This is a genomic window from Pseudomonas sp. BCA17, from assembly GCF_004519405.1.
Classification (GTDB): domain Bacteria; phylum Pseudomonadota; class Gammaproteobacteria; order Pseudomonadales; family Pseudomonadaceae; genus Aquipseudomonas.
Genome location: NZ_SGWI01000007.1, coordinates 167,236 through 180,614 on the forward strand (window position 1 = coordinate 167,236; position 13,379 = coordinate 180,614).

12 protein-coding genes are annotated in these 13,379 nt (G+C 61.1%); 3 read left to right on the forward strand and 9 right to left on the reverse strand.

Annotated elements, in window-relative coordinates:
• Positions 1–80: 80 nt before the first annotated feature.
• A complete protein-coding gene (mgrA, locus tag EXW71_RS23470; protein WP_123717066.1) occupies positions 81–1,118 on the forward strand; it encodes an L-glyceraldehyde 3-phosphate reductase in 1,038 nt (345 codons plus the stop codon).
• Positions 1,119–1,175: 57 nt separating this feature from the next.
• Here the strand turns inward: mgrA and tauD are convergent, their stop codons facing one another.
• From tauD to EXW71_RS23505, 7 genes are all read right to left on the reverse strand, one after another.
• Positions 1,176–2,012 carry a taurine dioxygenase gene (tauD, locus tag EXW71_RS23475; protein ID WP_134660362.1) on the reverse strand — a complete coding sequence of 279 codons (837 nt, stop codon included), beginning with the start codon at positions 2,010–2,012 and terminating at the stop codon, positions 1,176–1,178.
• Positions 2,013–2,023: 11 nt separating this feature from the next.
• Positions 2,024–2,860, reverse strand: coding sequence for a taurine ABC transporter permease TauC (gene tauC / locus EXW71_RS23480; RefSeq protein ID WP_134660363.1), 837 nt, complete (start codon positions 2,858–2,860; stop codon positions 2,024–2,026).
• Entirely contained in the window at positions 2,857–3,636 is a 780-nt protein-coding gene (tauB, locus tag EXW71_RS23485) for a taurine ABC transporter ATP-binding subunit (RefSeq protein WP_134660364.1), read from the reverse strand. Before tauB ends, tauC begins: the two co-directional genes overlap by 4 nt.
• A 16-nt stretch (positions 3,637–3,652) precedes the next feature.
• Positions 3,653–4,630: a taurine ABC transporter substrate-binding protein gene (gene tauA / locus EXW71_RS23490; protein ID WP_134660365.1), complete on the reverse strand. Its 978-nt coding sequence runs from the start codon at positions 4,628–4,630 to the stop codon at positions 3,653–3,655.
• Positions 4,631–4,847: 217 nt separating this feature from the next.
• A complete protein-coding gene (gshA, locus tag EXW71_RS23495) occupies positions 4,848–6,431 on the reverse strand; it encodes a glutamate--cysteine ligase (protein WP_134660366.1) in 1,584 nt (527 codons plus the stop codon).
• 214 nt (positions 6,432–6,645) lie between these two features.
• Positions 6,646–7,029 carry a PaaI family thioesterase gene (locus tag EXW71_RS23500; RefSeq protein ID WP_134660367.1) on the reverse strand — a complete coding sequence of 128 codons (384 nt, stop codon included), beginning with the start codon at positions 7,027–7,029 and terminating at the stop codon, positions 6,646–6,648.
• Complete coding sequence (locus tag EXW71_RS23505) at positions 7,029–9,353, reverse strand: Tex family protein (protein ID WP_134660368.1); 2,325 nt, start codon at positions 9,351–9,353, stop codon at positions 7,029–7,031. The genes EXW71_RS23500 and EXW71_RS23505 overlap by 1 nt, the downstream gene beginning before the upstream one ends.
• 356 nt (positions 9,354–9,709) lie before the next feature.
• Here EXW71_RS23505 and ompR point away from each other — a divergent pair, with 356 nt between their 5' ends.
• Both ompR and EXW71_RS23515 read left to right on the forward strand, forming a co-directional pair.
• Positions 9,710–10,450 (forward strand): two-component system response regulator OmpR, encoded by a 741-nt coding sequence (ompR, locus tag EXW71_RS23510; protein ID WP_090367501.1) that lies wholly within the window; start codon positions 9,710–9,712, stop codon positions 10,448–10,450.
• Positions 10,451–10,567: 117 nt separating this feature from the next.
• Positions 10,568–11,881, forward strand: coding sequence for an ATP-binding protein (locus EXW71_RS23515; RefSeq protein ID WP_060754665.1), 1,314 nt, complete (start codon positions 10,568–10,570; stop codon positions 11,879–11,881).
• A gap of 146 nt (positions 11,882–12,027) precedes the next feature.
• Here the strand turns inward: EXW71_RS23515 and rimK are convergent, their stop codons facing one another.
• On the reverse strand, positions 12,028–12,933 hold the full coding sequence (rimK, locus tag EXW71_RS23520; RefSeq protein ID WP_010214091.1) for a 30S ribosomal protein S6--L-glutamate ligase: 906 nt from the start codon (positions 12,931–12,933) through the stop codon (positions 12,028–12,030).
• On the reverse strand, positions 12,930–13,379 hold the full coding sequence (locus EXW71_RS23525) for an ATP-dependent zinc protease (RefSeq protein WP_177421603.1): 450 nt from the start codon (positions 13,377–13,379) through the stop codon (positions 12,930–12,932). Before EXW71_RS23525 ends, rimK begins: the two co-directional genes overlap by 4 nt.

Genomic DNA, 13,379 nt, shown 5'->3' on the forward strand with positions numbered 1-13,379 from the left:
TAAGCGATTCAGCCGCTTAAAAGGCCTGGGAATAACCTTATTCCCGGGCCTTATTTGTCCCAAGTTCAAGAGAGGATTCGATGACTTATATTGCTGCCGAAAACCGCTATGAATCTATCCCGTACCGCCGCGTAGGCCGCAGTGGATTGGTGCTGCCGGCGCTGTCCCTGGGGCTGTGGCACAACTTTGGCGACAGCACCCCGATCGATACCCAGCGTGCCCTGTTGCGCACCGCATTCGACCTGGGCATCAACCACTTCGATCTGGCCAACAACTACGGCCCACCCTACGGTAGCGCCGAGATCAATTTCGGGCGTTTGCTGCGCGAAGATTTCAAGCAATACCGCGACGAACTGATCATCTCCAGCAAGGCCGGTTGGGACATGTGGCCCGGTCCTTACGGTCAGGGCGGCGGTTCGCGCAAATACGTGCTGGCCAGCCTGGACCAGAGCCTGCAACGCCTGGGCGTGGATTATGTGGATATCTTCTACTCCCACCGCTTCGACGCCGACACTCCACTGGAAGAAACCGCCAGCGCCCTGGCCACCGCAGTGCAACAGGGCAAGGCGCTGTACATCGGCATTTCGTCCTACTCCGGGGTCAAAACCCGCGAAATGGCCGCGCTGCTCAAAGAGTGGAAAGTGCCGCTGCTGATCCACCAGCCGGCCTACAACCTGCTTAACCGCTGGGTGGAAAAAGACCTGCTGGACACCACCGAAGAGCTCGGCACCGGTGTCATTGCGTTCACGCCGCTGGCCCAGGGGCTGCTGACCGACAAGTACCTCAATGGGGTACCGGCCGACGCGCGGGTGAATCGCCCGGGTGGCGGTTCGTTGCAGGCCAAGCACTTGTCCGAAGCCAACCTTGCTCATGTACGTGCATTGAACGAAATCGCTCAGCGTCGCGGCCAAAGCCTGGCGCAACTGGCCCTGGCCTGGACCCTGCGTGATCCGCGGGTGACCAGTGCGTTGATCGGCGCAAGTCGGCCCGAGCAGATTATCGAGAACGTCGGTGCGTTGAAGAATTTGAGCTTCAGTGCTGAAGAACTGGCGGAGATTGATCGGTTTGCGCAGGAAGGCGGGATCAACTTGTGGGAAAAGCCATCTACTGCTGAATAACCTCACCGATAAACCCTGTAGGAGCCGACAATCCGGCTCCTACAGTAGCGGGTGGGATTAGAAGGGGACGTCGCCCAGGATGGTCGCGCGATGCATCACCCGTCGCTGTGGCCGGTAGTCGTCCACCGCGTAATGCTGCGTCACGCGGTTATCCCAGAACGCCACATCATTTTCCTGCCAGCGCCAGCGGATGGTGAATTCCGGACGTGTCGCGTGGGCGAACAAGAGCTTCAGGATCGCTTCACTTTCCGCCGGCTCAAGCTCATTGATCTTGGTGGTAAACCCATCACTCACGAATAGCGACTTGCGCCCACTCACCGGATGCGTGCGCACTACCGGATGCGACAGCGGAGGGTTTTTCTTGCGGGTTTCTTCCCAGCGCGCCAGGTCTTCGGCGGTGTTGCCAAAGCGCTCCAGCGGGAAGGACTTGGTGAAGTCATGGGTCGCTGTCAGCCCGTCGAGCAAGCGCTTCAAAGGCTCGGACAGTGCCTCATACGCGGCAATGCCGCTGGCCCACAACGTATCGCCGCCAAACGCCGGCAGCAGCTTGGCGCTGAGTACCGCGCCGAGTGCCGGGGTGGGCAGGAACGTCACGTCGGTGTGCCACACGGCGTTGTCGCGCACGTCGGTGACGGCGGTGTCGAGGATCAGCACTTCGGGCTGGTCCGGCACGTTGGGGTAGATCGGGTGGATATGCAGGTCACCGAAATTCGCCGCGAACCGCGCCTGTTGTTGCGGGTTGATTTCCTGGCCGCGGAAGAACAGCACCGAGTGAATGAGCAACGCCTGCTCGATGGCGTCGCGCTGTTCGAGGTTCAGCGGCCGGGTGATATCGACGCCACTGATCTGGGCGCCCAGGGCGGTGCTTAATGGGGTAACGGTCAGGCTGCTCATGCTGTTCTCACTCAATGTGCCTGGCCATGCCAAGGCACTAATCTACGCTGCAGGGCACGCAAGCCCATTTCCATGGCGAAGGCGATCAGGGCGATCACCAGAATGCCCAGTACCACCACGTCGGTGACCAGGAACTGCGCCGCCGATTGCACCATGAAGCCCAGGCCGCTGGTGGCGGCGATCAGCTCGGCTGCGACCAGGGTCGACCAGCCCACACCCAGGCCGATGCGCACACCGGTGAGGATGTCGGGCAGCGCGCTCGGCAGGATCACATGGCGAATCAACTGGGCACGGGTGGCCCCCAGCGATTGCGCGGCCCGTAATTTGGCGGGGTCGACAGTGCGCACGCCGGTCGCCGTAGCGATGGCAATCGGCGCAAAGATCGCCAGATAAATCAGCAGCACCTTGGACAACTCGCCGATGCCGCACCAGATCACGATCAACGGCAGGTAGGCCAGCGGCGGGATCGGTCGGTAGAACTCGATCAGCGGGTCGAGAATACCGCGGGCAATACGATTGGCGCCGATGGCGATGCCCACCGGCACGGCGGTCAGCACGGCAAAGCCCAGGCCCAGGCCGATGCGGCTGAGGCTCGCGCCCAGGTGCTGCCACAAGGTGGAATCCATATAGCCGGTGGTCGCCAGCAGCCAGCCTTTTTGCAGTACGGCGGATGGCGGTGGCAGGAACAGCGGTTCGATCAAGCCGGTGGCGGTCACGGCCCACCAGATGGCCAACAAGGCGGCCAGGGTCAGCAGGCTGATCCAGCGCGTGCTCAGGCTGCGACGTACCGGGATAACCGCGTGCGTCACCGGTTTGGTGGCGGTGGCGGGAAGTTCGTAGCTGCTCATGCGGACACCTGCCGTTGGGAGAACACCTTGCCCAGCACGTGCTCGCGGGTTTCGATAAAGCGCGGGTCGGACTTGATTGCCCGCGCCGACTCACCGGCGGCGTAGCGTTGCCCAAAGTCCAGGCTCAGGCGCTCGACGATCTGACCTGGGTTGGGCGCCAGCAAAATCAGTTCGGTGGCGAGAAATACCGCCTCTTCGATGTCATGGGTGATCAGGAACACCGGCTTGGCCGTGCGCCGCCAGACTTGCAGCAACAGCTCCTGCATCTGTTCGCGGGTGAAGGCATCGAGGGCGCCGAAGGGTTCGTCCATCAGCAACACGCGCGGGTCGGCCGCGAGGGCGCGGGCCAGGCCCACACGTTGTTTCTGGCCACCGGACAGTTGCCAGATACGACGGCTGTCGAAACCCGCGAGATCCACCATGGCAAGCATTTCACGGGCACGCACTTCACGTTGTGCCTTGGGCACACCGGCCAGTTCGAGACCGAAACCGACATTGGCCAGTACGTCCTGCCAGGGCAGCAGGGCGTCGTCCTGGAACACCACGCCACGTTCGGCGCTGGGCCCTTTGACCGGCACGCCGTCCAGGGTGATGCGCCCGGCAGAGGGTTCGACGAAACCGGCAATCAGGTTCAACAGCGAGGTCTTGCCACTGCCGGAAGGGCCGAGGGCCACCAGCAATTGCCGGGGCCCAAGGTCGAGTGAAATGTCAGCCAGTACCGGTTCTGTGGCGCCTGGGTACTGTGCGCTGATGCGCTCCAGTTGTAGCAAGGCCATCGCAATAAACTCCCGATCAGTTGGTGATGAATTTGGCGCTGATGTAAGGGGCGTAGTCCGGCAGTACGGCGTCGACTTTGCCTTGTTCCTTGAGGAACGTCGCGGTGTCGGTCACGGCCTTGGTGGTCGGTGCGCCCAGCAGGGTCACCTGGTCGGCGGCCAGCGGGTAGACGTTGCCTTGCAGCAGTAGCGGGATGTCACTGGCCTTGGCGCCAGAGAGTTTCACCAGCTTGTCGACGTTGCCTTTATCGGCCAGCCAGGCTTGTGGGTCTTTGCGGTAGGCGGCGTAGGCATCCAGGGTCACTTTGGCGAACGCACTGACGATTTCCGGGTGCTTTTCGGCGAAGTCTTTACGCACGATCCAGGCATCGAAGGTCGGTGCGCCGAGCTTGGCCAGTTCGCCCGAGGTGATCAGCACTTTGCCGTTTTCCTTGGCCACGCCCAGGGCCGGGTCCCATACGTAGGTGGCGTCGATGTCGCCGCGCTTCCAGGCGGCGATGATTGCCGGTGGCGCGAGGTTGAGGATGGTCACCTTGGAGGGGTCGATATTCCAATGCTTCAGCGCAGCGAGCAGGCTGTAATGCCCGGTGGAGACAAACGGCACGGCGATCTTTTTGCCGATCAGGTCCTGCGGGTTATTGATGCCTGAACCGTCGCGCGCCACCAAGGCTTCGGCGCCGCCGATCTGGGTGGCTACGAGGAAGGTTTCCACCGGCACTTTGCGGGTAACGGCCGCGGTCAGCGGGCTGGAGCCGAGGTAGCCGATCTGCACGTCGCCGGAGGCAATGGCGGCGATGATGTCTGCCCCATTGTCGAATTTGCGCCAGTTGATCTTGGCTTGGGTGGCTTTCTCGTAAACACCGTCGGCCTGGGCGACTTTGGCCGGGTCTACGGTGGTCTGGTAAGCGACGGTTACATCCGCCGCCTGGGCAAACAGGCTGGCACCGGCCAGGGACAACGCCGCCAGAAGGCGCAGTGGGGTTGAACGTTTCAAGGGGAAGCTCCTCAATCAGGCGGCCGAGGATCGGCGTGTGAGGAGACTAAATGATCTAAGAATCCGAAAATAAATAACCTTTTCGAATTAGCTTAAAACTGTAGGAGCGAGCTTGCTCGCGAAAAAACTTAAGAACGCCGCGTTCATTCAGGTTGAACGCGTCATCGTTAACGTTTTTCGCGAGCAAGCTCGCTCCTACAGAGGGCTGCGCAGGTTCTTAGTTACTGATGGCGAGGATGCTGGCCTGGTAGGAACCCACAAACACATCGAAGTCGCCTACTTCGTTCTGCTCCAGCTCCGCCTGCTGTGCCAGCGACGTACGCGCCAGCTCCTCGAAGCGCGCCTGCTCCTCGGCCGGCAACGGCTCCTTGCGGAAGTATTCGGCATGCAGCTGGCTCTGGTGCAGGGAGAATTGCGCAAAACTCTCTTTACGTTCGGCCATTGCCGCCAACACCTGGGCCGATGGCGTCAGGGACGGATCCTTGACCTTCGCCAGTTGGGCGTCCAGCGCCTGGCTGTGCTCGGTGATGCCGTGGCTTTCATCCAGCAGCGCGGCCAACGGCGCAATCTTCTCCAGCAACTCGGTGGCCCATTCCCTCATGTCCACCGGTGCCCCGTCACGCTGCAACTGCAGGCCCGGTCGACGGCCTTCCTTGACCACGCTGAGGAAGTTGGACGTGGCGTTGCCGCACTCGTTGTTGGCGAACAGCGGGCTGTCGTTCAGGGCGCAGTACAGCAGGAAGGCGTCGAGGAAACGCGACTCCGGCAGGTCGATACCCATCGGCAGGAACGGGTTGATGTCCAGGCAGCGCACTTCGATGTACTGGATGCCACGGGCCATCAGCGCCTGGATCGGCCTCTCACCGGTGTAGGTCACACGCTTGGGGCGAATGTTGGAGTAGTACTCGTTTTCGATCTGCAGGATGTTGGTGTTGAGCTGAACCCACTCACCGTCCTTGTGGGTGCCGACTTCGACGTACGGCGCGTAGGGCGTTGCCACCGCTGTGCGCAGGCTGTCGGTGTAGCTGGCCAGGTCGTTGTAGCACGGCGTGAGTCCGGCCTGGGCGTTGCTCTGGTAGCCCAGGTCGCTCATGCGCAGGCTGGTGGCATACGGCAGGTAAAGGGTGTCGGCGTCCAGTACTTCCAACTGGTGCGAGCGACCACGCAGGAAACCGGCATCCAGAGCCGGCGAGGCACCGAACAGGTACATCAGCAGCCAGCTGTAGCGGCGGAAGTTGCGGATCAGCGCGATGTAGGCATTGGACTGGTAATCGCGGTCGGTGCCGACGAATCCTTCGGTCTCCTTGAGCAAAGGCCACAACTGTTCCGGCAGGGAAAAATTGTAGTGAATGCCGGCAATGCACTGCATGGTCTTGCCATAACGCAACGCCAGGCCCTTGCGGTACACGTACTTGAGCTGTCCGATATTGGAGGTGCCGTAGTAGGCAATCGGAATGTCTTCCTCGGCCGGCAACGGGCACGGCATCGAGGGGCTCCACAGGTATTCGCTGCCGAGCTTGGTGTAGGCAAACCGATGGATCTTGTCCAGGCTGCTCAGGGTATCGGCCGGGTTGGGCAGGGCGGGAGTGATGAACTCCAGCAGCGATTCCGAGTAGTCGGTGGTGATCTGTTCGTGGGTCAGCGCAGCGCCCAGGGCTTCAGGGTGGGGCGTTTGCGCCAGGCGACCTTCACCTGTGACACGTAGGCATTCGCGCTCGATGCCATGCAGGCACTGCTCTAGCAGGGAGAGGTGTTCGCGCTTGCCGAGCAAAGCCAGGCGGCGGTTGAGAAGTTCGCTCAAGTTGGATTCCTTCACGCGTCAGTCGCCCCAATATGGGGGTGGGCAGGACGGTCTACAAGGGTGAAGTTAAAACTGGCGTGATCGCCTGGTTTAGAGTCGATCTGACCCGATCAGTAAAAGCCGACTTCACTCCATGAGTTGGGCTATAGCGCGGCAAGAAAATTCCGACGCTGTTATCGCAGCGCCGAAATTAACTCAAATTGAGGGTGGGGAGCTATAGGGCAGCGAACGTGCCTTGTGCTTTTGCGACTAATCTTTCTTCCTGATACACATCCGCTTCGACCACCAGTGTGCGTCGACCCGCGTGGATCACCCGGGCGGTACACAGCACGTCACCGTCAGACACGGCGCGGATGTAATTGATTTTGCACTCGATGGTCGCACTCTGCTGGTCAAAGCCATGGGCGCTGGAACAGGCCAGCCCCATCGTAATGTCTACCAGGCTGAAGATCGCCCCGCCGTGGAGCTTGCCTGCGCGGTTGCGCAGTTGCGGCTCCAGGGTCAAGGCCACCTCGGCAACGCCCTCGTCGAGGCGTTGCAGGCGGCAGCCGATCAGTTCGCTGAACGCGCTCTGGGTCAAGCCTGCCGGGATTTCCATCAGCGTTTCTTCAACTGCTTGGCATTGGCGAACAGTGACGCCATGGCATTGTTGCTTGGTGCGGCAGTGGCAGTTTCCTTGCGCGGCGCGTTGTTCTGCGACTGGCGCGGCGCCGAGCCGGGGCGGGCACCACGGGCGCCGTCGATTTTCTCACCTGGGGTGTCGCTCATGCGCATCGACAGGCCGACGCGTTTACGCGGGATGTCGACTTCCATGACCTTGACCTTGACCACGTCACCGGCTTTCACCGCTTCGCGTGGATCTTTGATGAATTTCTCCGAAAGCGCGGAAATATGCACCAAGCCGTCCTGATGCACGCCGATATCCACAAAAGCGCCAAAGTTGGTCACGTTGGTGACTACGCCTTCGAGGATCATGCCCGGCTGCAGATCCTTGAGGTCCTCGACACCGTCCTGGAACTCGGCGGTCTTGAACTCGGGACGTGGGTCGCGGCCAGGTTTTTCCAGTTCCTGCAGGATGTCGGTGATGGTCGGCACACCGAAGGTTTCATCGGTGTACTTCTTTGGGTCCAGGCGCTTGAGGAATGCCGCGTCGCCGATCAGCGAGCGGATGTCACGGTTGGTCTCGGCGGCGATGCGCTGCACCAGCGGGTAGGCTTCCGGGTGGACCGCGGAGGCATCAAGCGGGTTGTCACCGTTCATCACGCGCAGGAAGCCGGCGGCTTGTTCGAAGGTTTTTTCACCCAGGCGTGCGACCTTTTTCAGCGCCGCACGGGTTTTGAATGCACCGTTTTCATCGCGGTGGGTGACGATGTTCTGCGCCAGGGTGGCGTTGAGGCCGGAGATACGCGCCAGCAACGCTACGGAGGCGGTGTTTACGTCTACGCCCACGGCGTTCACGCAGTCTTCTACTACCGCGTCCAGACCGCGCGCCAGTTTCAGTTGCGACACGTCGTGCTGGTACTGGCCGACGCCGATGGATTTAGGGTCGATTTTCACCAATTCGGCCAGCGGATCCTGCAGGCGGCGGGCGATGGACACCGCGCCACGGATCGACACGTCGAGGTCCGGGAATTCCTTGGACGCCAGTTCCGACGCCGAATAGACCGAAGCGCCGGCCTCGGAGACCATGACCTTGGTCATCTTCATCGCTGGGTATTTTTTGATCAGCTCGGCGGCCAGTTTATCGGTTTCGCGGCTGGCGGTGCCGTTGCCGATGGCAATCAGATCCACCGCGTGCTTGGCACACAACGCGGCCAGGATCGCCAGGGTCTGGTCCCACTTGTTGTGGGGTACGTGGGGGTACACGGTGGCGTGGTCCAGCAGCTTGCCGGTGGCGTCGACCACGGCGACCTTGCAACCGGTGCGCAGGCCCGGGTCCAGGCCCAGCGTCGCGCGCGGGCCTGCCGGGGCGGCCAGCAACAGGTCGTGCAGGTTGTGGGCGAACACGTTGATCGCCTCGGTTTCAGCGCCGTCGCGCAGTTCACCCAGCAGGTCGGTTTCCAGGTGGGTGTAGAGCTTGACCTTCCAGGTCCAGCGCACGACTTCACCGAGCCATTTGTCCGCAGGACGATTCTGGTTCTGGATGCCGAATTGTTGACCGATCATGCCTTCGCACGGGTGCATGGTGCCCGGCAGTTCGTCGCCGACTTTCAGCGCGGTGCTGAGAATGCCTTCGTTGCGCCCACGGAAAATGGCGAGTGCACGGTGGGACGGCATGCTTTTGAGCGGTTCGTCGTGCTCGAAGTAATCGCGGAACTTGGCGCCTTCTTCCTCTTTGCCGGCGATGACGCGGGCGCTGAGCGTGGCTTCCTGCTTGAGGTAAGTGCGCAGTTTTTCCAGCAGGCTGGCGTCTTCGGCGAAGCGCTCCATCAGGATGTACTTGGCGCCTTCAAGGGCGGCCTTGACGTCGGCGACGCCTTTGTCGGCGTTGACGAAGCGGGCCGCTTCAGTGTCCGGCGTCAGCGACGGGTCGTTGAACAGACCGTCGGCCAAGTCCCCCAGGCCGGCTTCCAGGGCGATCTGGCCCTTGGTGCGACGCTTCTGCTTGTACGGCAGGTAGAGGTCTTCGAGGCGGGTCTTGGTGTCGGCGAGCTTGATGTCGCGTTCCAATTGTGGGGTCAGCTTGCCCTGTTCCTCGATGCTGGCGAGGATGCTGATGCGCCGTTCGTCGAGTTCTCGCAAGTAGCGCAAGCGCTCTTCCAGGTGGCGTAGTTGGGTGTCGTCGAGGCTGCCGGTCACTTCTTTCCGGTAACGGGCGATGAAGGGCACCGTGGAGCCTTCGTCCAGTAGAGCGACGGCCGCTTCGACCTGTTGTGGGCGTACGCCGAGTTCCTCGGCGATGCGGCTGTTGATGCTGTCCATAAAACCACCTGAAATTCTTGAAAGCAGCTTGCCGGCCCGGAAAACAAGGCTTGCAAGGCTGGTTGAGCGGCCCGACTGGCGCCGCTGCCTGGGTCAACAGGCAGCCTATTGACCCTCGAAATTGAAAAAATCACGACAAACGAATGAAAAAAAGCCCGGCAGTAAACGGTAACGATCTGACGTTGCCCCGCACGAAGGCGCCGCATTATAACCAGCGTTCCGACCTTGGGTGGTAACGCGCCGGTGGTCGCCGCACGCGGGTTCGCTGGCGGCAGAGGAAAAATCTGCTAACAATGCACACGGTGCGTATAACGGCACCTAAGCCATAATGCGCGCCGAGATAAGAGGAGCATCCAATGAGCAGCACTGTACAAACTGCTGAAGGCGAAAAAATTCTCATCGTTGATGACGATCCGGGGCTGAGCAGCCTGCTGGAGCGCTTCTTCAACTCCAAAGGCTATCGCGCCCGCGCGGTGCCGAACACCGAGCAGATGGATCGTCTGCTGGGGCGCGAGGTGTTCAACCTGGTCGTCCTCGACCTGATGTTGCCCGGCGAAGACGGTCTTACCGCCTGCAAGCGCCTGCGGGGTGCGAACAACCAGATTCCAATCATCATGCTGACCGCCAAGGGCGATGAGCTGAGCCGCATCAAGGGCCTTGAGCTGGGCGCTGATGATTACCTGGCCAAGCCGTTCAACCCGGACGAGTTGATGGCCCGGGTCAAGGCCGTATTGCGTCGTCAGGCTCCGCCGGTACCGGGCGCCCCAGGCAGCGAAGACGAAAGCGTCACCTTTGGTGACTACGAATTGTCGCTGGCCACCCGTGAGCTCAAGCGTGGCGATGAAGTGCACATGCTGACCACCGGCGAATTCGCAGTACTCAAGGCGTTGGTGATGAACGCGCGCCAACCGTTGACCCGCGACAAGCTGATGAACCTGGCCCGTGGCCGGGAGTGGGATGCGCTGGAGCGTTCCATCGACGTGCAGATCTCCCGTCTGCGCCGGATGATCGAGCCTGATCCGTCCAAGCCGCGGTATATCCAGACGGTATGGGGCGTGGGTTATGTGTTCGTGCCGGATGGCAATAAAACCAGTTGACCGATGATTTGCAGGGACGGGTATTTCGGCGTTTGGCTCCATGAGAGTCAACGGGATGCCCGGCGTCTGCAATTCTGCGAGCGCCCTTCGTTCCTGCAAGGTATCTAGCTGTCTTCTATGAAAACCCCGCTGTGGTTCCCGCAAAGTTTCTTTTCCCGCACGCTCTGGCTGGTGCTGATCGTCGTTCTGTTTTCCAAGGCACTCACGCTGGTTTATCTGTTGATGAACGAAGACGTGCTGGTGGATCGGCAATACAGTCACGGCGTCGCGCTGACCCTGCGTGCCTATTGGGCTGCCGATCCGGAGAACCGCGAGAAGATCGCCAAGGCTGCGACATTGGTTCGCGTGGCGGGCGCGGGTGTGCCGGAGGGCGAGCAGCACTGGCCCTACAGTGAGATCTACCAGCGACAGATGCAGGCCGAGCTGGGTGATGACACCGAGGTGCGGCTGCGCATGCATGTGTCACCCGCGCTATGGGTGAGGGCGCCCAGCCTGGGTCAGGACTGGCTGAAAGTACCGCTTTATCCGCACCCGCTGCGGGGGCAGAAGATCTGGAACGTGCTGGGTTGGTTCCTGGCCATTGGTTTGCTTTCTACCGCATCCGCCTGGATTTTCGTCCGTCAGCTCAACCAGCCCCTGAAACGTCTGGTGTTCGCTGCCCGTCAACTGGGGCAGGGGCGTAGCGTGCGCCTGCCGGTCAGCGATACGCCCAGTGAAATGACTGAGGTGTACAGCGCGTTCAACCAGATGGCGGAGGACGTCGAACAGGCAGGACGCGAACGCGAACTGATGCTGGCGGGCGTATCCCATGACCTGCGCACGCCATTGACGCGCTTGCGGCTGTCCCTGGAGTTGATGGGCAGCCATAACGACCTGACGGATGACATGGTCCGCGACATCGAGGATATGGACGCGATTCTTGATCAGTTCCTGGCGTTTATTCGGGACGGGCGAGATGAAGTGGTTGAAGAGGTCGACCTCACGGACCTGGTTCGTGAAGTCGTGGCCCCTTACAACCAGAACGGCGAGCAGGTGCGCATGCGTCTGGAACCGATCCAACCGTTTGCGCTGCGCAGGGTGTCGATGAAGCGTCTGCTGAATAACCTTATCGGCAACGCTTTGCATCACGCCGGTTCAGATGTGGAAGTGGCGGCCTATGTGTCCGGTGACAGCGCCGCGCCCTATGTGGTGCTGAGCGTGATGGATCGGGGGACGGGTATCGACCCGGCGGAACTGGAAGGTATCTTCAACCCCTTCACCCGTGGCGATCGTGCCCGTGGGGGCAAAGGTACTGGCCTGGGGCTGGCGATCGTGCGGCGGATTGCCTCGATGCACGGTGGCAATGTCGAACTGCGTAATCGTGAGGAAGGTGGCCTGGAGGCACGAGTGCGCCTGCCGCTTGGCTTGATGCTGCCTAGGGACGCGGTGTAGGTGTAGGAGCAGCTACAAGCTACAAGCTACAAGCTACAAGCTACAAGCTACAAGCTACAAGCTACAAGCCACAAGCCACAAGCCACAAGAAAAAAGCAGCCTGCCTTTCTCTTGCAGCTTGCAGCTTGCAGCTTGTAGCTGCTTCATTACCCCTTCCCTTTGGTCCTGGTCATATTCGGCCCGCCATTCTTCTCCAGATGCTGAATGATGATCCCCGCCACATCCTTGCCCGTGGTGGTCTCGATGCCTTCCAGGCCCGGGGACGAGTTCACTTCCATCACCAGCGGCCCATGGTTGGAGCGCAGGATATCTACACCCGCCACGCTCAACCCCATCACCTTGGCTGCGCGCAGCGCGGTCATGCGTTCTTCCGGGGTGATCTTGATCAGGCTGGCGCTGCCGCCACGGTGCAGGTTGGAACGGAACTCCCCTGGCTTGGCCTGGCGCTTCATCGCCGCAATCACTTTGTCGCCCACCACGAAGCAGCGGATATCCGCGCCACCGGCTTCCTTGATGTATTCCTGCACCATGATGTTCTGCTTGAGGCCCATGAATGCCTCGATCACCGATTCCGCCGCCGTCGCCGTTTCACACAGCACTACGCCGATGCCCTGGGTACCTTCCAGTACCTTGATTACCAGCGGCGCGCCGTTGACCATGTCGATCAGGTCGGGGATGTCGTCCGGTGAGTGAGCAAAACCGGTGACCGGCAGGCCGATGCCTCGACGCGAGAGCAATTGCAGCGAACGCAGCTTGTCCCGAGAGCGTGCGATGGCTACCGATTCATTAAGGGGAAATACCCCCATCATTTCGAACTGGCGCAACACCGCGCAGCCGTAGAAAGTGACCGAGGCACCGATACGCGGGATCACCGCATCAAACCCTTCCAGCGGCTTGCCCCGGTAATGGATCTGTGGCTTGTGGCTGGCAATGTTCATGTAGGCTCGCAACGTGTCGATCACCACCATTTCATGGCCACGTTCGGTGCCGGCCTCAACCAGGCGGCGGGTGGAATACAGACGCGGGTTTCGCGACAGCACAGCAATCTTCATGCAGCACCTGGGACAGAAATAGTTGAGACCGGGAACACCGGCTTGTCTTGAACGTACTTGATGCCGGGATTGACCACCAACTGGCCGTCAATCAGCGCCTTGGAGCCGAGCAACAGGCGATAACGCATGGCCTTGCGGCAGGCCAGGGTGAACTCCACCCGCCACACCCGGTCACCCAGCGCCAACGTAGTGCTGATCACGTAACGTACCTGCGCATGCCCGTTGGAGCTCTTGATGGTCTTCATCGTCACCAGGGGCGCTTCGCAACGGCGGTGACGCAGTTGCACAACGCTGCCCAGGTGCGCGGTAAAACGAACCCATTTTTCACCGTCACGCTCAAACGGCTCGATATCGGTGGCATGCAGGCTGGAGGTGCTGGCGCCGGTGTCGATCTTCGCGCGCAGGCCCGCCACCCCCAAGTCGGGAAGGGCCACCCACTCACGCAG

What these genes read in the sequence shown, in the direction of transcription:
- ompR (WP_090367501.1), top strand. Translation starts at nt 9,710, where the DNA reads ATGAGCAGCACTGTACAAACTGCTGAAGGCGAAAAAATTCTCATCGTT.
- tauC (WP_134660363.1), bottom strand. Translation starts at nt 2,860, where the DNA reads ATGAGCAGCTACGAACTTCCCGCCACCGCCACCAAACCGGTGACGCAC.
- tauD (WP_134660362.1), bottom strand. Translation starts at nt 2,012, where the DNA reads ATGAGCAGCCTGACCGTTACCCCATTAAGCACCGCCCTGGGCGCCCAG.
- tauB (WP_134660364.1), bottom strand. Translation starts at nt 3,636, where the DNA reads ATGGCCTTGCTACAACTGGAGCGCATCAGCGCACAGTACCCAGGCGCC.
- EXW71_RS23505 (WP_134660368.1), bottom strand. Translation starts at nt 9,353, where the DNA reads ATGGACAGCATCAACAGCCGCATCGCCGAGGAACTCGGCGTACGCCCA.
- EXW71_RS23500 (WP_134660367.1), bottom strand. Translation starts at nt 7,029, where the DNA reads ATGGAAATCCCGGCAGGCTTGACCCAGAGCGCGTTCAGCGAACTGATC.
- rimK (WP_010214091.1), bottom strand. Translation starts at nt 12,933, where the DNA reads ATGAAGATTGCTGTGCTGTCGCGAAACCCGCGTCTGTATTCCACCCGC.
- EXW71_RS23515 (WP_060754665.1), top strand. Translation starts at nt 10,568, where the DNA reads ATGAAAACCCCGCTGTGGTTCCCGCAAAGTTTCTTTTCCCGCACGCTC.
- mgrA (WP_123717066.1), top strand. Translation starts at nt 81, where the DNA reads ATGACTTATATTGCTGCCGAAAACCGCTATGAATCTATCCCGTACCGC.